The organism is Xanthomonas sp. D-36-1, from assembly GCF_017746155.1.
Lineage (GTDB): Bacteria > Pseudomonadota > Gammaproteobacteria > Xanthomonadales > Xanthomonadaceae > Xanthomonas > Xanthomonas cissicola.
This window is the reverse complement of record NZ_JAGHWR010000060.1, coordinates 1-16,995: the sequence shown is the minus strand read 5'-3', so window position 1 is coordinate 16,995 and position 16,995 is coordinate 1. Positions and strand designations below refer to the sequence as shown.

Annotated in this window: 17 protein-coding genes; 5 read left to right on the top strand and 12 right to left on the bottom strand. The window is 65.8% G+C overall.

The genetic code is table 11. The features are described from left to right. Positions 1-2 precede the first annotated feature (2 nt). The gene (locus J7367_RS16165) at positions 3-2,348 is read left to right on the top strand and encodes a phosphomannomutase/phosphoglucomutase (protein WP_057660412.1); all 2,346 of its coding nucleotides are present in this window, start codon (positions 3-5) and stop codon (positions 2,346-2,348) included. A 79-nt stretch (positions 2,349-2,427) separates the two neighbouring features. Here J7367_RS16165 and J7367_RS22335 read toward each other — a convergent pair whose 3' ends face one another. From J7367_RS22335 to pyrE, 9 genes are all read right to left on the bottom strand, one after another. Continuing rightward, on the bottom strand, positions 2,428-2,991 hold the full coding sequence (locus J7367_RS22335; protein WP_042675175.1) for a hypothetical protein: 564 nt from the start codon (positions 2,989-2,991) through the stop codon (positions 2,428-2,430). Positions 2,992-3,406: 415 nt separating this feature from the next. Next, positions 3,407-3,748 (bottom strand): lipid-A-disaccharide synthase N-terminal domain-containing protein, encoded by a 342-nt coding sequence (locus tag J7367_RS16160; protein ID WP_005914402.1) that lies wholly within the window; start codon positions 3,746-3,748, stop codon positions 3,407-3,409. Next, the gene (locus tag J7367_RS16155) at positions 3,748-4,470 is read right to left on the bottom strand and encodes a glycosyltransferase family 2 protein (protein WP_003489074.1); all 723 of its coding nucleotides are present in this window, start codon (positions 4,468-4,470) and stop codon (positions 3,748-3,750) included. The genes J7367_RS16160 and J7367_RS16155 overlap by 1 nt, the downstream gene beginning before the upstream one ends. Positions 4,471-4,832: 362 nt before the next feature. Further along, entirely contained in the window at positions 4,833-5,798 is a 966-nt protein-coding gene (locus J7367_RS16150; RefSeq protein WP_057660410.1) for an NAD-dependent epimerase/dehydratase family protein, read from the bottom strand. 204 nt (positions 5,799-6,002) lie between these two features. Beyond that, positions 6,003-6,311, bottom strand: coding sequence for a helix-hairpin-helix domain-containing protein (locus tag J7367_RS16145; RefSeq protein WP_003489070.1), 309 nt, complete (start codon positions 6,309-6,311; stop codon positions 6,003-6,005). Positions 6,312-6,344: 33 nt separating this feature from the next. Next, a complete protein-coding gene (locus J7367_RS16140; protein ID WP_022560182.1) occupies positions 6,345-7,274 on the bottom strand; it encodes a ParB/RepB/Spo0J family partition protein in 930 nt (309 codons plus the stop codon). Continuing rightward, positions 7,274-8,071 carry an AAA family ATPase gene (locus J7367_RS16135; RefSeq protein ID WP_005914407.1) on the bottom strand — a complete coding sequence of 266 codons (798 nt, stop codon included), beginning with the start codon at positions 8,069-8,071 and terminating at the stop codon, positions 7,274-7,276. The genes J7367_RS16140 and J7367_RS16135 overlap by 1 nt, the downstream gene beginning before the upstream one ends. A gap of 114 nt (positions 8,072-8,185) precedes the next feature. Further along, entirely contained in the window at positions 8,186-8,797 is a 612-nt protein-coding gene (locus J7367_RS16130) for a hypothetical protein (RefSeq protein WP_057660406.1), read from the bottom strand. A gap of 88 nt (positions 8,798-8,885) precedes the next feature. Beyond that, positions 8,886-9,545, bottom strand: a complete 660-nt coding sequence (gene pyrE / locus J7367_RS16125; RefSeq protein ID WP_057660404.1) for an orotate phosphoribosyltransferase — start codon at positions 9,543-9,545, stop codon at positions 8,886-8,888. A gap of 121 nt (positions 9,546-9,666) precedes the next feature. Between pyrE and J7367_RS16120 the strand changes: the two genes are divergently transcribed. From J7367_RS16120 to J7367_RS16110, 3 genes are all read left to right on the top strand, one after another. Beyond that, a complete protein-coding gene (locus J7367_RS16120) occupies positions 9,667-10,467 on the top strand; it encodes an exodeoxyribonuclease III (RefSeq protein WP_005930855.1) in 801 nt (266 codons plus the stop codon). Between the two features lie 319 nt (positions 10,468-10,786). Further along, positions 10,787-12,082, top strand: a complete 1,296-nt coding sequence (locus tag J7367_RS16115; RefSeq protein ID WP_007964123.1) for an MFS transporter — start codon at positions 10,787-10,789, stop codon at positions 12,080-12,082. A 58-nt stretch (positions 12,083-12,140) separates the two neighbouring features. Next, positions 12,141-12,368 carry a hypothetical protein gene (locus J7367_RS16110; protein WP_003489057.1) on the top strand — a complete coding sequence of 76 codons (228 nt, stop codon included), beginning with the start codon at positions 12,141-12,143 and terminating at the stop codon, positions 12,366-12,368. Between the two features lie 41 nt (positions 12,369-12,409). On the opposite strand, the gene J7367_RS16105 is transcribed toward J7367_RS16110, so the two are convergent. Together J7367_RS16105 and J7367_RS16100 are read right to left on the bottom strand one after the other, a co-directional pair. Then, positions 12,410-13,543 (bottom strand): anhydro-N-acetylmuramic acid kinase, encoded by a 1,134-nt coding sequence (locus J7367_RS16105; RefSeq protein ID WP_057660402.1) that lies wholly within the window; start codon positions 13,541-13,543, stop codon positions 12,410-12,412. Between the two features lie 369 nt (positions 13,544-13,912). Further along, on the bottom strand, positions 13,913-15,331 hold the full coding sequence (locus tag J7367_RS16100; protein WP_057660399.1) for a M23 family metallopeptidase: 1,419 nt from the start codon (positions 15,329-15,331) through the stop codon (positions 13,913-13,915). A gap of 170 nt (positions 15,332-15,501) precedes the next feature. Here J7367_RS16100 and tyrS point away from each other — a divergent pair, with 170 nt between their 5' ends. Further along, positions 15,502-16,713, top strand: coding sequence for a tyrosine--tRNA ligase (tyrS, locus tag J7367_RS16095; protein ID WP_057660398.1), 1,212 nt, complete (start codon positions 15,502-15,504; stop codon positions 16,711-16,713). 55 nt (positions 16,714-16,768) lie between these two features. Here tyrS and J7367_RS16090 read toward each other — a convergent pair. Next, positions 16,769-16,995, bottom strand: a 227-nt coding sequence (locus J7367_RS16090) for a hypothetical protein (RefSeq protein ID WP_209028954.1), incomplete at its 5' end; no start/stop codon positions are given.

The following is a 16,995-nucleotide window of genomic DNA, read 5'->3' as shown; positions in this document are numbered from 1 at the left end:
ACATGAGCAAGGCGAACGAGCGCAGGCAGGGGATGTCCAGCGTGCGTACGAGTGGTCCGGTGTTGGGGGGCATCTTGCTGTTGCTGGCCGTCTGGTTCGGCTGGAACAGTTATGCGCAATGGCGCCAGGATGCGGTGGCGCAAGGGCTGGAGCAGGCACGCGACCGCGCGGTGCAGGACGTGGGCCAGGCCATGGCCACGCAGGCCAGCGGGCTCGATGCGGTGCTCAAGCAGCCGCCGGTCATCGCGGCGTTGGCCGGTGGCGACGCGCTGGCGGCCGCATCGGCCATCCGCGAGCGTTTCAAAGGCGCCGAGGATGTCCAGGTGCTGCCTGGCGACCTTGCCGCGGCCTATGCCAACCCCAAGGATTTCGGGTACGCGCGTCTGAGCCTGCTCGAATCGGCGCAGGTGGCCGACCGTGCGCAGGTCCGGGTCGTGCGCGACGCCAAACAAGTCCGCCTGGGCGTGGCTGCCGCGGTGCGCCTTGGCGGGCAGCCGGCGGTGGCGTATGCGCGGTTGCCGTTACTGCGCCTGACCGGCCCGCTGGATGCGATTGCGGCGCCAGACAGTGCCTACCTGGCCGTGCGCCAGGGCAGCTACAACGTGGCCCAGCAGGGCGACGTGGCACTGGCCGATGTGGCCGAAACGCTGGCCAGGCCGCTTGGGAACAGCGGCTTGCGCGTGGCTGCGGCAGTGCCGCAAGGCGATAGTGGCCCACTGGGTCTGGGCACCGTCGGTTGCGCCATCGTGGCGGCACTGCTGCTGATCATTGCGGTGCTGCTGGTGCTGGCCAGCCGGGGGCAGGTGGCCTTGCCGCGGCGTCGGGTGGCTGACCAATCCAGTGTCGATGAACCCACCTTCAGTCAGAGCCTGCAGCACGACGCCAGCGTTGCCAGCGAAGCACGCGCGCTGGACGCCGAGGCATCGCCAGCACCGCCAGCGCTGGTGCCGGCGGTGCAGGTCGCCGCCGAGATGTTCCGTGCCTACGACATCCGCGGCGTGGTCGGCAAAGACCTCAACCCCGGCGTTGCCGCCTTGATCGGCCAGGCCATCGGCAGCGTGATGCAGGCGCAGGGACTGCGCGATGTGGTGGTCGGTCGCGACGGCCGGCTGTCCGGGCCGGAGCTGAGCAACGGCCTGATCGAAGGCCTGCGCCGCGCCGGCTGCAACGTCACCGATATCGGCCTGGCACCGACGCCGGTGGTGTACTTCGGCGCCTACGAGCTGCGTGCCGGCAGCTGCGTGGCGGTGACCGGCAGCCACAATCCACCGGACTACAATGGCTTCAAGATCGTGATCGGCGGCGAGACCTTGTGCGGCGCGGCCATCGCCGAACTGCACCAGCGCATCAACGAAGGCCGCCTGCATACCGCCGCCACGCCTGGCGAACTGGAACAGCGCGACATCGGCGATGCCTACATCCAGCGCATCGCCGACGACGTCCAGCTCGATCGCCCGATCAAGGTGGTGGTGGACGCCGGCAATGGCGTGGCCGGTGAGATCGCACCGCGCCTGCTGGAAGCGATCGGCGCCGAAGTGGTGCCGTTGTACTGCGATATCGACGGCTCCTTCCCCAACCATCACCCTGATCCGAGCGAGCCGCACAACCTCAACGATCTGGTGAAGATGGTGCAGCGTTTCGATGCCGATATCGGCGTGGCGTTCGATGGCGATGCCGATCGCCTGGGCGTGGTGACCAAGGAAGGCGCGATGGTGTTCCCCGACCGCCTGCTGATGCTGTTCGCCGCCGATGTACTGCAGCGCAACCCTGGCGCACTGGTCATCTACGACGTGAAGTGCACCGGCAAGCTGTCCGACTACGTATTGCGCAACGGCGGTAGTCCGCTGATGTGGAAGACCGGGCATTCGCTGATCAAGTCCAAGATGCGCGAGACCGACGCCGAACTGGCTGGCGAGATGAGTGGGCACTTCTTCTTCAAGGAGCGCTGGTACGGCTTTGACGACGGCATCTACGCCGCCGCACGCTTGCTGGAAATCCTGGCCCAGCGCGAGCAGACGCCGTCCGAGGTGCTGGATGCCTTGCCTGAAAGTGTCTCCACGCCGGAGATCAAGGTGCCGGTGGAAGGCGATGCGCATGCGCTGGTCGCGCAATTTGTCGCGCGTGCGCAGACCGGCGAAGAATCGCCGTTCGAATCGGCGCGGCTGTCGACCATCGATGGACTACGTGCGGACTTCATCGACGGCTGGGGGCTGGTACGCGCCTCCAACACCACCCCGATCCTGGTACTGCGGTTCGAAGCCGACAGCGAAGCCGCCTTGCAGCGGATTCGCACGCTGTTCCGCAACGAACTGCAAACGTTGTTGCCGGAGCATCCCCTGGCGTTCTGATTGCCGGATCCGGAGACCGTCCGCTGCGTTGCCTGTGGAGCGGCAGCGCAGCTGGGCCGGTGCGCGACGCGGCGGTCCGTCATCCGGCATCGCGTCGGCGTACGCGGTCACCCGTGTGTTCCACCTGTTCCAGTCGCTCAGCACGACCGCGTTGCGTGGTGATCGATGCAGCGTCATGACCGTCAGGCAATAGCCATACTGCGTCCCAGTACGGATACCCGCCCACCTGCTCGGCTAGCCCTGCCCGCAGGGGCAATGCGACCAGCATGCGGGCGAACTGTCGATGATCGCTTAGCAGCGGGAGCGCCGACACCTGCATCTGCGGCTGCCACACCGTTCCCCCACGCCCGCGTGCGCGATTGACTGCATCGGCAGTCCTCAGTCGCGCCGTCGCGGCCAATTGCAGCAATGCCGACCTGCTCGGTGCCTGCAGCAACCCGCACCACGTGTCAGGCAATAGCACCCAGCACAGCAACCGCGCACCTTGCCAATGGCGGGGCAGTGCCAGGCTGGCCGCCGCAGCGCGAGCGCAGCGCCAGTCCGCGAACAACGGCACGTGCTGATGCGTGGGCAGCCGCAGATGCCAATACGCGGCTTCAAGCGTCGGCGTGGACGGGGGGCGATGACGGAGCGCACTGGACATGTTCACAGGTTGCCAGCGACGCAGGAGCGGCAAGATCGGCGGGCACCCCATCATCGCGTCGGCCGCGCGCGCAGTGGCGTGTCCGAAAAGCAGGCATCAGCGGTCAGCGATATCGCCACGCCTTCGGCACTCTGCGCTGCATCGGGTGGATGCCCCGGATCACGTCAATGCGCGCAGGCGCTCATCAATCACCATGCATCACACCCCAAAACCTGGCCAGTGAGATGCAATGCGCCCGGATCGCTTTCGTACGTCGAGGCATCGCCAACGACGATCGATCACCGGAAATGACATGCAGCAATGCGCTTTGCAGTAACACGCACCCGGATCGTCTCGACCCGCCACGGTGCTCACCTACAGCGTTCGATCACCGGCAACTCTCCGGACCAGGCGATTCGAATCCCGAATCCCCGCCTCAATGACCGGCCCTATCCCGTTTCCACCCACGATGCTTCACATCCAGATACAGGCTGTAAAACGCCGTAAACGCCGGGAACAGGTTCTGCAGCACACCGACCGAATCCTGCTTGGCCGAAAACACGAAATAGCTCAGCGTCATCAAGCTGCCGACCACGCTCATGTACCAGAACAGGCGCGGAATCACCGGCTTGCCGGCGCGCTTGGAGGCGACGAACTGCACCAGCCAGCGGCCGCCGAACATCAGCGCGCCGACATAGCCGATCAGCTTCCACCCGGTCACGTGGATGCCGGTCCAGTACAGCCAGGTCAGTTGTTGGTCGAGAAAGGACGGGTCCATCAGCGTTCCTGCACCACGGTGCGCTTGCTGCGGGTGATCAGCCAGGCCACACCGCGCAAGTCGCGGATGCCGACCAGGGCGCGATTGAGATTGTTGTACTTGGACACGCCGGCGGTGCGGTGGCGATGGTTGACCGGCACGCTCACCGTGCGCCAGCCGGCGCGCTGCATCAACGCCGGCAAATAGCGGTGCATGTGGTCGAAGTAGGGCAGGTCCAGAAATGCCTCGCGCTCGAACAGCTTGATGCCGCAGCCGGTGTCGGGCGTATTGTCGCGCAGCATGCGCGAGCGGATCGCATTGGCCCATTTGCTGGCCCAGCGCTTGGAGCCAGAATCCTGGCGATTGACCCGCCAGCCGGCGAACAGCTTCACCTGCGCCTGCGCCTGGCTGCGCGCGATCAGCAGCTTGGGGATGTCGGCCGGGTCGTTCTGGCCGTCGCCATCGAGCGTGGCGATCCAGCTGGCGCGTGCGGCCTTCACCCCGCTGCGCACCGCCGTGCTCTGGCCGCTCTGGGTCACATGATGCAGCACGCGCAGTTCCGGTGTGGTGCTCTTCAGGCCTTGCAGCACTGCGAGCGTGTCGTCGCGCGAATGGTCGTCGACATACACGATTTCGAAGGCCACCACGCCACGCAGGGCGCTGACGATTTCGCCCACCAGCGTGGCGACGTTATCGCGCTCGTTGAATACCGGGACGACGACGGACAGCTGAGGTTGGCTCATGGTTGCAGGGTGGCCGGATGAAGGCTGAGCGAAAAAGATCGGGCATTGTGCCCTGACTCTCTGAGTCAGGCATGAAGCATGCACGCGTTATGCGCATTGGAACGGTTGGAAGCAGCCTGTAGCGAATGGTAGGGATGTGGCAAGGCTGCAAAGGCGTGGGCTTGCGGGCCGATCACGCGTCCTCTTCCGGCGCAGCGTAGTTGGCACGCACCGCCATGTGCATTGCCTATCTGCCATGCGGTCGTACGTCAGGACGGCTGGACAGTACGCCCTGCATCTGGCTCGCATGGCAGCCCCCGCGCCCCACGCTAGCGCGCCCCATCGACGCCCACGTGCAACCCTGCAGCAAACCCCGCCAAGCGCTAGGCGCGCTCGCCGAAATACTGCCGGCACCAATCCACGACCTGCGGCAGCCCACGCTCGACCGGGGTCGCCGGATCGAATCCGAAGGCGGCCTGCGCACGCTGCGTATCGGCCATGGTGCGGATCATGTCGCCCGGCTGCATCGGCCGGTAGACCTTCTCGGCCGGGCGGCCGGCGGCCTGCACGATCACGTCGATGAAGTACTCCAGCTCCACCGGCGTGTGGTTGCCCAGGTTGAACACACGGTGCGGCACCGGCGCGTCGCTGGGCGTGTCCAGCGCGCCCAGTACACCGGCCACGATATCGTCGACGAAAGTGAAATCGCGCTGCATCTTGCCGTGGTTGAACACCTCGATCGGCCGCCCCGCCAGCACCGCACGACTGAAGATCAGCGGTGCCATGTCCGGCCGGCCCCACGGCCCGTACACCGTGAAAAAGCGCAGGCCGGTCGCGCGCAGGCCATACAGCTGCGCATAGGTGTAGCCCATCAATTCGTTGGCGGCCTTGGTTGCCGCATACAACGAACGCGGTTGGTCCACGCGCTGGTCTTCGGAAAACGGCGGGGTGGCCGAATCGCCGTAGACCGAACTGCTCGAGGCATACACCAGGTGCTGCACGCCGCGGTGCCGGCACAGCTCGAGCATGTTGACGAAGCCGACCAGGTTGCTGTCGACGTAGGCGTGTGGGTTTTCCAGCGAATACCGCACGCCCGCCTGCGCGGCCAGATGCACAACGCGGGTCGGCTGGATCTCATCGAACAACGCGGCCAGGCCCTCGCGATCGGTCAGGTCCAGCCTGCGGATATCCAGGCCTGGGCACAGCGTCGCCACCCGGTCGTGCTTGAGCTGCGGGTCGTAGTAGCTGTTGTAGTTGTCCAGCCCCACCACCGTCTCGCCGCGGGCCGCCAGCGCGCGGCAGGTGTAGGCACCGATGAAACCGGCAGCGCCGGTGACGAGAATGGTCATGGCTGTGATCCTGGGAAATGCGGAAACAAAAGGCGGGCGCTGCGGATGCGCACGCGCAGCGCATCGCGGGCACCGCCGCCAGCGGGTCCGGCATCCCGATGCTGCCCACGCGCCTGCGGTGCGCCTTGCGCCATGCGCGATTCATCGTGCTCGCAGCTCACACCAGGCGCAAAATAAAGTTTGCAGCGCGCCATGCGTCTTCGCTCACCGCAGGGCGAGCGGTGCTTCGCTGGCAAGCTTGGCCTTGCGCTCGGCGCTGAACTTCCACCACGGCTGCGCCGCCTCGCCTTCCATGAAGCGCACGATCGACAGGAACACATCGATCACGCAGGGGTCGTGCAGCACGCCGGTGCGCAGGCATAGCTGTGCGTGCATGTCGTAGGCATCGCGTCCGCGCAGCTGCGCAGGCACGCGGATGCCGATCAGGCGCAGGTCCTTTTCGCAGGCCGGCCCGACGTTGGGCAAATCGGTCAGCTGCAGCAGATGCTGGCGGTCCACCTTGGCGGGATTCATGGCCGACGAGGATCCTGTTGGATGTGCAGGCGATTAGCTGCGCTGCATGCGCAGGCGTTCGAGCACGCCGTCCAGCGTGTCCAGATCGGTGTAATGGATCACCAGCTTGCCCTTGCCGCCGCGGCCGTGATTGAACACCACCTTGGTGCCCAGCGACTCGGACAGTTCGGTTTCCAGCGAGGCGATATCGGCCTGTGGGGCCACCGGCGCCGGCTTGCCCTTGCGCAGCGAGCCGGGCACCTTGCCGGCAGCGAACTGCTGCGCGCGGTGTTCGACTTCGCGCACCGACCAGCCCTGGTCGGCCGCTTCCTGTGCCAGCTTGCTGGCCAGCTCCGGCGCCAGGGTGAGCAGCGCGCGCGCGTGGCCCATTTCCAGCCGGCGGGTTTCCAGCAACACGCGAATGGCCACCGGCAATTCCAGCAACCGCAGCAGATTGGAGACCGACGCACGCGAGCGTCCCACCGCGCCGGCGGCCTCGGCATGGGTCAGCGAAAATTCGTCGATCAGCCGCTGCAGCGCCTGCGCTTCTTCCAGCGGGTTGAGGTCTTCGCGCTGGATGTTTTCGATCAGCGCCATCGCGATGACGGTGCGGTCGTCCAGCTCGCGCACCACCACCGGCACTTCGGTCAGCCCAGCCAGCTGCGAAGCGCGCCAGCGGCGTTCGCCGGCCACGATCTCGAACTGCGCCGGTGCCAGCTCGCGCGCCACGATCGGCTGGATCACGCCCTGCGCCTTGATCGACTCGGCCAGCTCGGCCAGCTTGATCTCGTCCATCTCCCTGCGCGGCTGGTACTTGCCCGGCTGCAGCTGGGCCACCGGCAACTGGCGCAAGCTATCGCCAGGCTGCAACGCCTCTTCGCTGGCCGCACCGGGTGCCGCTGCCGCCGCCGCGCCCTTGGGCCCCAACAGCGCTTCCAGGCCACGGCCCAGGCCACGCTTCTTTGCGGGGATCGGCTTGTTCATCAGACGGTCTCCACGGGCCGGACGGCCTTGTTGCGGTCGTTCTGGCGGCGCACGATCTCACCGGCCAACCCCAGGTAGGCCACCCCGCCGCGCGAGGTGCGGTCGTAACCGACGATGCTCTGGCCATGGCTGGGCGCCTCGGCCAGGCGCACGTTGCGCGGCACGATGGTGCGAAACACCTTGTCGCCGAAATGCTCGGTCAGCTCGGCCGATACCGCGTTGGCCAGATTGTTGCGGATGTCGAACATGGTGCGCAGCACGCCTTCGATTTCCAGCGCCGGGTTGAGGTTGGCACGCAGCGCTTCGATGGTTTCCAGCAGCGCGGTCAGCCCTTCCAGCGCGTAGTACTCGCACTGCATCGGCACGATGATGGAATCGGCCGCGGTCAACGCATTGAGCGTGAGCAGCGACAACGCCGGCGGGCAGTCGATCAGGATGAAATCGTACTCGTCGCGGATCGGCGCCAAGGCGCGCTTGAGCCGCTGCTCGCGTTCGCCCTGGTCCATCAGCTGAATCTCGGCGGCGGTCAGGTCGATGTTGCCTGGCAGCAGATCGAAGCCTTCCGGCGCGGTCACCCGGATCTGCGCGGCGGTGTTTTCGCCCAGCAGCAGATCGCAGGTGGAGGCGGCCACATCGCGCTTGTCGATGCCGCTGCCCATGGTGGCGTTGCCCTGCGAGTCCAGATCCACCAGCAATACACGCTTGGGCGCGCGCGCCAGGCCGGCCGCCAGATTGACGGCGGTCGTGGTCTTGCCGACGCCGCCCTTCTGGTTGGCAATGGCGATGATCCGGGCCATGCGGGAGAGCCTCGTGGGCGAAGAGTAAGACCGGCCATTATGCGGGCAGGGCGCCGGATCGGGAAATGCCGCCCGCGGCGGTGCGCCGCACGGCCGGGATGACGCAAGCGCCGCTCAGCCGGCGGGCGGGGCGCTGGCGGGTGGCTCCTTCATGGCCCGGTAGCGCTGCAGGATGTCGGCGATCTCGCTATCCAGCGCTACCCGCTGCTGCTCGAAGCTGATCTGCAGACGCAACTGCGCCATCAAATCGCGATGGCGCTGCTGGATGTCGCCGGCCAGCTTGTCGGCCACTGTCTGGCCGGCCAGCTCGCGGTCGCCGGCGCTGCGCAGCAGGCTGGCCAACCCTTCGCGCAGGCTGGTCACATTGAAGCGCGCGGTATGGATGTTGTTGTCGACGATGGCGATGCGCTCGTTGAACACCCGGCGCAGGTCGTCCTCGCTCTGGTACGACATCAGCATCGCCTGGTCGGTACGCTGGCGCGTCTGCTCGGCGGCCAGATCGGCCTGGCGTTGCTGCTCGATGGCCGCAGCAGCAGCGCGCTCGTCGCTGCTCATCGCCCGCTGCACCTCGGCGCTACGCATCCCGCTCTTGACGTTGAATTCGTCGCGCGCCTGGTTCACCGCCTCCGGGGGCAGCGTATCGCTGCACACGCGGGCGCCGTTCTGGTTCCAGCAATACAGCTTCTTGGCGGCCGGCTTGTCTTGCGCACCGGCCGGCGCAGCCATGACCAGTGTCGCAGCGACAGCCGCCGCAACGGCGAATAATGCCGAACGTGTGTGTATTGGCATCGTCGCAGCCCCCTGTCGCCTGCCGTCAGCCTGTGGTCTCGGTCCCGTAGCGGCCACGATAGGCCAGCAGCGGTTCCTGGAAGCCCACAAGGTCGGCGTTTCCTGCCGCAAAAGCAAGCAGGTCGCCCAGGTTGGCTACCGCGATCACGGGAATGCCGGCCTCGGCTGCCACCGCCTGCGCGGCGGAGCGGCGGTCCTGATCGGACGCGATTTCCTGCCGGTCCAGTGCCACCACGATCCCCGACGGCGTTCCGCCAGCGGCGCGGATGATGGCCAGCGCCTCGCGGATCGCCGTGCCGGCGGTGATCACGTCATCGACGATCAACACCTTACGGCCGGCCAGCGGCGCGCCGATCAGGGTGCCGCCTTCGCCATGGTCCTTGGCTTCCTTGCGGTTGAACGCCAGCGGCAGGTCGCGCCCGCGCCCGGCGTAGGCGCACGCCAGCGCGGTCGCCAACGGGATGCCCTTGTAGGCCGGCCCGAACAACAGGTCGAAGTCCACGCCGGCGGCATCGATCGCATCGGCATAGCACTGCGCCAGCTGCGCGGTCTTGGCGCCGGAATCGAAGCGCCCGGCATTGAAGAAGTACGGGCTGAGCCGCCCGGACTTGAGCGTGAACTCGCCAAAGCGCAAAGCATCGGTGCCCAGGGCCAGCTGCAGGAAACGGGTGCGGTGGTCGGTCATTGGCCAGGAATGGGGAATAGGGAATCGGGAATGGTAAACGCATCGCGCGCCGGCAGCCTTCCGCATGCGTCTGGGGTAGGCTTTACGATTCTCCATTCCCAATTTCCCATTCCCGGCCCCTATGCGCATCATCAGTTTCAACGCCAACGGCCTGCGCTCGGCCGCCAGCAAGGGTTTCTTCGCATGGTTCGCCGCCCAGGACGCCGATGTGCTGTGCGTGCAGGAGACCAAGGCCCAGGAGCACCAACTGGCCGGGCCGGACTTCCTGCCCGCCGGTTACAAGGCCTGGTTTCGCGACGCCAGCACCAAGAAGGGCTATAGCGGAGTGGCGATCTACAGCCGGCACGAGCCCGACGAGGTGCGTACCGCGCTGGGCTGGCCGGAGTTCGACGAAGAGGGGCGCTATATCGAAGCGCGCTTCGGCAACCTCAGCGTGGTGTCCTTCTACATCCCCTCCGGTTCCTCGGGCGAGTTGCGCCAGGACTACAAGTTCCAGGTGATGCAATGGCTGCGGCCGATCCTGGACGAATGGCTGGCCAGTGGCCGCCAGTACGTGCTGTGCGGCGACTGGAACATCGTGCGCACGGCGCTGGACATCAAGAACTGGAAATCCAACCAGAAGAATTCCGGCTGCCTGCCGCCCGAGCGCGACTGGCTCAACGGCCTGTGTGCCGACGCGCCAGAAGACGCCAGCGCCGCCGACGGCCGCGGTTGGGTCGACAGCTACCGCGTGCTGCATCCGCAGGGCCAGGACTACACCTGGTGGAGCAATCGCGGCGCGGCGCGCGCCAACAATGTGGGTTGGCGCATCGACTACCAACTGGTCACCCCCGGCCTGCGAGACACCCTGAAGGCTTGCTCGATCTACCGCGAAGAACGCTTCTCCGACCACGCGCCGTACATCGTGGATTACGCGCAGTGAGGCAGGTCAAGGCTGCGATTTCCGTCACATCGCGTCAGCCTATTACGGAATGGGGCGAACACCTCGCCGGCGATATCGCCACCTGGACGCACCTTGGCCATTGCAGCACGCGCGGTGGCTCTCATTCGCCATTACGCAGTGTGCCGATGCCGCTCAAAACGTTCGTCCTCGGCACGGGCGCGCGTCGTCGGGGTGCTGCACAGACCGCTCAAGACAAGACGCTTGACGCCATGACGATCGTCCGCGGCGGGCTGCATGCGGCGGTGCGGTGGGCCGCGCCGGCCACGACCACTGGCGTTCGTTCTCGCCCGTGTGACGCATGACCACGTCCGCACCTAGCTATAAAGGCTGGCGTGGTATCCAGCGCGCCTTCGCCACGCCCTCGGCGGCGACCCTGGCGCTGCTGGGTTTCGGCAGCGGCTTGCCGTTTCTGCTGATCGCCTCGCAGACTTTGTCCGTCCGATTGCGCGATGTAGGGCTGGACCTGCAAGACATCGGCTTTATCAGCCTGGCCAGCTTTTTCTATCTCCTCAAGTTTCTATGGGCGCCGCTGATCGACCGCTACGCGTTTCCGCTCACTGCGTTTCTGGGGCGTCGTCGCTCCTGGCTGCTGGTGGCGCAGATCGGCGTCACCATCGGCCTGTTCGCGCTGGCATTTTCGCGCCCGGATCTGAGCGTGACCGGCCTGGTCGGCTGGGTGCTGTTCGCCTCGTTCTGGGGGGCCACCCAGGATTCTGTCGTGGATGCGTACCGCATCGAAGTCGCACCGGATTCCGCACAGGCTGCGTTGGCGGCGACCTACACGCTGGGCTACCGCATCGGGCTGATCCTGGGCGGCGCGGGCGCGCTGTACATGGCCGAATACCTTGGTTGGACATGGGCGTATGTCGGCATGGCTGCACTGATGCTGGTGCCGATCGTCACCACCTTGCTGTGCCGCGAGCCCGACCGTCCCGAGGCGACAGTGGTGCGCCGAGTCGATGTTTCAGGTGCCTTCTGGCAACCGATTTCCAGTTTTTTCTCCAGCAATGGGCTGGCGCTGGGCATCGCGCTGCTGCTGTTCGTAGGCCTGTACAGGTTTCCCGATCAGGTGATCGGCGTCATGGCGGGCCCGTTCTACCTGGATTCGGGCTTCACCAAGGCCGATATCGCCACCGTCTCCAAGCTGTTCGGCGTCTGGATGGGGATTGTCGGAGCCTTCGCTGGCGGTGCCGCAGTCGCCGCGTTCGGGTTCCGGCGCATGTTGCTGGTGGCCGCGTTGGGGGTGGCCTTGTCCAACCTGGCGTTCCTGCTGATGGCGCATAACCCCGGCAAGCTGTGGGCGTTCTATGCCGCGCTCAGTGCCGATAACCTGTTCCAGGGTTTCGCCGCCTCGGTGCTGGTGGCTTTCATGTCCTCGCTGACCGACCGCAACTTCACCGCAACCCAGTATGCGTTGCTGGTCTCGCTAGCCAACCTGCCGGGCAAGTTCGCCGGTGCCGTCTCCGGGTCCGTGATTAATGCGACCTCCTACAGCACCTTCTTCATCCTCAGCGCCCTGACCGTCATTCCCACCTTGCTGCTGTTGGCCTGGTTGTGGCCGCGGCTATTGGCGCACGACAGGCGGCCGGATTGAAACGTCCGCCAAGGTTGCCGATGATGCGCGCGGGGCAGCGCATTGCACGAGGCAGGGCATGACCGATCTGGTATTGCGTGACATCGACCCGGTGCTGGTGGACCGTATTCGCCGCATTTCCGTTGCACGTGGCTGGACCCAGCACCAGACTGTCATGCATCTGCTCGAACAAGGCCTGTTCGCCAGCGAATACGAAGTCACCGGCGGCCTGCAGCACCCGGAGGTCGATGCGTTGGCCGAGGCGATTGCCGCGCTCAAGGCGCTGCCGGCGGGAAATAATCCCTAGCGCCGCAGCCGCTCCATCCAGGCTGGAAAAGGCCGACGGGCTCACGCCGGATAGATCGCTCCCAACAGCCGGGGCCCGGCGGCCCCAGTCACCGAGGGCAGATTGGCAGCGCGTCCGGCCATCAACTCGGCTGCCAGCCAGGCAAAGCCCATCGCCTCCAGGTAATCGGGGTCCAGCCCGTACCGCGCGCTGGATTCCACCATCGCGCCCGGCAGCCGCGCCGCCAGTCGGGCCAACAGCACCGGGTTGCGTACGCCCCCGCCGCAGACCAGCACCCGGCGCGTGGTTGGCTGCAGCCGCAGCAAGGCATCGGCCACGCTGGCAGCGGTGAGTTCGAGCAAGGTCGCCTGCACATCGGCAGCATCCAACCGCGCGTTGCCCATCGCCTGCACTGCCCAGTCCAGATGGAATTGCTCGCGGCCGGTGCTCTTGGGTGGTGGCAACGCAAACCACGGATCGGCCAACAGCGCCTGCAGCAAGGCCGCATCGACGCGCCCACTGGCGGCAAACGCACCCTCGGCATCGAACGGTGTGCCGTGATGGCGTTGACACCAGCTGTCCAGCAACGCATTGGCCGGGCCGGTATCGAATCCCCGCACCGCGCCATCGCGCGGAATCAAGGTCAGGTTGCCGATCCCGCCCAGATTGAGCACGGCGCGGTCTTCGTCGCCTGCGCCCAGCATGGCCAGATGGAAGGCGGGCATCAGCGGCGCACCCTGGCCACCGGCGGCAATGTCGCGACGGCGGAAATCGGCCACCGTGGTGATCCCGGTGTGCTCGGCAATCCGGCTGGCATCGCCGATCTGCCAGGTGAACGCCGGGTTCGCGTTGGGCCGGTGGCGGATGGTCTGCCCATGCGAGCCGATCGCGCGAATCTGCCGACGCTCCACGCCACTGTCGCCGATCAACTGATTGGCCGCCGCCGCGAACGCCAGCCCCACCTGCGCGTCCAGCTGGCCCAGCGCATCGATGACCACCGTCTCGGCGCCCTGGCCGAGCGCCACCAAGGTCTCGCGCAACTGCGGCTCCCACGCCACCGTCGTCCCGGCCACCAGTTCGCAGCGGCGGTGGGTGGCGTCGGCAAAGCGCACCAGCGCCGCATCGATGCCATCGGCGCTGGTTCCCGACATCAGGCCCAGGTACAGGGGGGAGTCAACGTGTTCCAAGACAGACATGCCGAAGCCAAAAAGACACGGCCGGCCAGCTTGTGCAGCCGTACCCGGTCCGTCAACTGGTGCCGCTTCCCGCAGCAGATGCGCAGCGGGAAATCACCGTCGTAACGGTACCTTCGCGACGTGCATTGCCGACGAGCCGTGAGGCCTGCAAGCCGCAGGCATCTCCAATGATCGTGTCCACGTCATGCGCGGCGGACAGGTCAGGTCGAACGCCGTGGTTGCGTGAAGTGGCTGACGCCGCTGCGCAGCGGTGCAGGAGGTACGCAACCCAGCTCGCCGCGCGGCATGGCTGGGTGCGATGTCAGCTTCGGCGGACCTTGCGCGGTCCAACCACCTCAACGGCCGGCGCAGTCGCCCAGCCGCCCGCAGTCACCCGCGCGACTTGCCCTTGGCAGGCTTGGCGGCGTCGGCGTAGATCAGCTTCTCCATGCCTTCGATGCGCGCCAGCGCCGGCGCCGTCTGCGCGCGGAACGCCGCCAGCTCGGCGCCCTGCAGCGGCTCCGGCGGCGGCATCGTCACCGACATCGGGTTGCGCTGCTGCCCGCCCACGCGGAATTCGTAATGCAGATGCGGGCCGGTCGCCAGGCCGGTCATGCCGACATAGCCGATCACCGTGCCCTGGTTGATGCGCTGCCCGGCCTTGATCTTGCCAAAGCGCGACATGTGCCCGTACAGCGTGCTGTAGTTCTTGCCGTGATCCAGGATCACCACGTTGCCGTAACCGCGCTGGGTCCCGACAAACACCACCCGCGCATCGCCGGCTGCCATGATCGGCGTGCCCGAGGCGGCCGCATAGTCCACACCCTTGTGCATGCGCATGGTGCCCAGCACCGGATGCTTGCGCGCACCGAAGGTGGAGCTGATCCGGCTATAGGCCACCGGCATGCGGATAAAGCTCTTCTTGAGCGGGCGGCCATTGATGTCGAAGTACTCGGCCGGTTTGCCGGCGCGCTCGAAGCGAAACCCCGTATAGGTCTTGCCGCCGGTGGTGAACGTCGCCGCCAGGATGTCGCCGGTGCTGATCCGCTCGCCTTCGCGCCAGGACTCGTCCATCACCACGCTGAAACGGTCGCCGGGCTGCAGATCCTTGTCGAAGTCGATGTCGTACTTGAAGATCTCGTCGGTCATGATCGCCACCGCCGCCGGCGACAATCCGGATTTGCCGGCCGATGCATACAACGAACTGCTGATCTCCCCGCTGGCAACCACCGTGCGCGTGGTGGTCGCCCGCTCGGTCACGTTCTCGCGCACCGCGTCGCCCAGCAGGCGCAGTTCCACCCGATGACTGTCGTCGCGATCGAAGCGCAGTGCGCGCAGTTGCCCGGGCGTCGGCATGTCGAAGGCGATCTCGGTGCCCGGACGCAGCTTGGTCAGCGCCTCCTTGGTCCCCGGATGCGCCAGTACCTGGTACATCACCGTGGTCGGGATTCCCAGCTCGCCGAACAAGGTACTCAGCGTCTGGCCCGGCTTGACCTGCAGAATTTCCCAATCGGTGCTCGGCGCCAGCTGCTTGCGGCTGGGAATCAGCGGCGGCAACGGCAACGCCAGCGTGGAATGGCTGGAAAGCGGTGTGTCGATGGCGTTGGAAAAACCCGGCACGATCGTTGCCACCAGCGCGCCGATGGTGGCGAACAGGCTGGCGTGGATCCAGTGGCGCCGTGTCCAGCGGTCATTGAATGCCGCCGGCAGATGGGCCTTGAGCTTGCGATGCAGTGCAGTGTCGTGGAGGACGTGGAGGCGTTCGTGAAAGCGCCGCTTGCGTGCACGGCCCTGCTCTGAGTTCTGCATCGTTCAAATTCCTCGCTGGCTCGAAGTGCGAGCCCAATCGCCGGTACCATAGACAGCCTGTAACAGCGCGTCAAACCATTGAGCCTGTTCATTATTTTCACTTGGCGCGGAATTAACCCGCGTTTAACATCATTCACGTTTTTGACGGCAAGCGCCGCTGGAGTCTGTGGTTGGCCACTATCGAAGAATCCCTCGCACTCATCGGCCGCGGCGCCGAAGAGATCCTCAAGCTCGATCAGCTGCAGGCGCGGCTCGCCAGCGGCAAGCCGCTGCGGGTGAAGGCCGGCTTCGATCCCACCGCGCCGGATCTACATCTGGGCCATACCGTGCTGCTCAACAAGATGCGGCAGTTCCAGCAGCTCGGCCATCAGGTGATCTTCCTGATTGGCGATTTCACCGGCATGATTGGAGACCCGAGCGGCAAGAACGCCACCCGCAAGCCGCTCAGCCGCGAGGATGTGCTGGTCAACGCACGGACCTACGAAGAGCAGGTCTTCAAGATCCTGGACCGCGAACGCACCGAAGTGCGCTTCAACTCCGAATGGTTCGGCCAGATGAGCGCGGCCGACATGATCAAGCTCTCTGCCCAGCACACCGTCGCGCGCATGCTCGAACGCGACGATTTCGCCAAGCGCTTCGGCAGCCAGCAGCCGATCGCCATTCACGAATTCCTCTATCCATTGGTGCAGGGCTACGATTCGGTTGCCCTGAAGGCAGACGTCGAGCTCGGCGGCACCGATCAGAAGTTCAACCTGTTGATGGGGCGTGGCTTGCAGGAGCATTACGGCCAGGCGCCGCAGATCGTGCTGACCATGCCATTGCTGGAAGGCCTGGACGGCGTGGCCAAGATGTCCAAGTCACTGGGCAATTACATCGGCATCAACGAGCCGGCCATCGACATCGTCACCAAGACGATGAAGATCGGCGACGCGCTGACCTGGCGCTGGATCGACTTGCTGTCCTTCGATATCAGCCTGGCCGAAGCGGCGCGCCTGAAGGAGCAGGTCGCCTCCGGGGAGTTGCACCCGCGCGAGGTCAAGCTGCGCCTGGCACGCGAACTGGCCACCCGGTTCCACGATGCCGCAACCGCAGAGCAGGCCATTGCCGGCTGGCATGCCGTGGTGACAGGGCAGGGCGACACCAGCCTATTGCCGCTGCAGGAAGTGGTGGTTCCCGCCGAAGGCCTGCGCCTCGCCGGTCTCCTGACTGCCGCCGGGCTGACGCCCAGCAATTCCGAAGCCACCCGCAAGCTCAAGGAGCGCGCGGTCAAGATCGACGGCGAAGTGGTGGAGGATCCCAGTCGCGTCTTCACGCAGGGCTTTGAGGGGGTCATCCAGGTGGGCAAGCGCAATTTTGCTCGCGTGTCGCTCGTGACTTGCTAAGGCGCACCGGGGTTGCTGCAGGTGGGCAATCTCGATGGCCCCCATGTCTTACCTGTTAGATGGAAGTAGAAGTTCCAAGGCCATCAGACGTCTCACGCCAGCATGACTGCGGCGTAGCGCAAATTTTTGGCAATTCCGTGAAGAATTTTTCACAAAACACTTCCCAAATCGGTTCGGCGGGCATATAGTTCGCCTCCCCCGACGCAGCGGCCCGCAAACGCGGACCTGAAGCGGAAAGGGTTCGAAAACTCCTTGAAATTAAGGTGTTGACGAAACGAAAAA

Coding starts and splice junctions, on each gene's coding strand:
- J7367_RS16155 (WP_003489074.1), bottom strand. CDS start 4,470: ATGAGCCAACCTCAGCTGTCCGTCGTCGTCCCGGTATTCAACGAGCGC.
- J7367_RS16105 (WP_057660402.1), bottom strand. CDS start 13,543: ATGTCTGTCTTGGAACACGTTGACTCCCCCCTGTACCTGGGCCTGATG.
- J7367_RS22335 (WP_042675175.1), bottom strand. CDS start 2,991: ATGTCCAGTGCGCTCCGTCATCGCCCCCCGTCCACGCCGACGCTTGAA.
- pyrE (WP_057660404.1), bottom strand. CDS start 9,545: ATGACCGACCACCGCACCCGTTTCCTGCAGCTGGCCCTGGGCACCGAT.
- J7367_RS16110 (WP_003489057.1), top strand. CDS start 12,141: ATGACCGATCTGGTATTGCGTGACATCGACCCGGTGCTGGTGGACCGT.
- J7367_RS16115 (WP_007964123.1), top strand. CDS start 10,787: ATGACCACGTCCGCACCTAGCTATAAAGGCTGGCGTGGTATCCAGCGC.
- J7367_RS16120 (WP_005930855.1), top strand. CDS start 9,667: ATGCGCATCATCAGTTTCAACGCCAACGGCCTGCGCTCGGCCGCCAGC.
- J7367_RS16100 (WP_057660399.1), bottom strand. CDS start 15,331: ATGCAGAACTCAGAGCAGGGCCGTGCACGCAAGCGGCGCTTTCACGAA.
- J7367_RS16135 (WP_005914407.1), bottom strand. CDS start 8,071: ATGGCCCGGATCATCGCCATTGCCAACCAGAAGGGCGGCGTCGGCAAG.
- J7367_RS16130 (WP_057660406.1), bottom strand. CDS start 8,797: ATGGCTGCGCCGGCCGGTGCGCAAGACAAGCCGGCCGCCAAGAAGCTG.
- J7367_RS16145 (WP_003489070.1), bottom strand. CDS start 6,311: ATGAATCCCGCCAAGGTGGACCGCCAGCATCTGCTGCAGCTGACCGAT.
- J7367_RS16160 (WP_005914402.1), bottom strand. CDS start 3,748: ATGGACCCGTCCTTTCTCGACCAACAACTGACCTGGCTGTACTGGACC.
- J7367_RS16150 (WP_057660410.1), bottom strand. CDS start 5,798: ATGACCATTCTCGTCACCGGCGCTGCCGGTTTCATCGGTGCCTACACC.
- J7367_RS16165 (WP_057660412.1), top strand. CDS start 3: ATGAGCAAGGCGAACGAGCGCAGGCAGGGGATGTCCAGCGTGCGTACG.
- J7367_RS16140 (WP_022560182.1), bottom strand. CDS start 7,274: ATGAACAAGCCGATCCCCGCAAAGAAGCGTGGCCTGGGCCGTGGCCTG.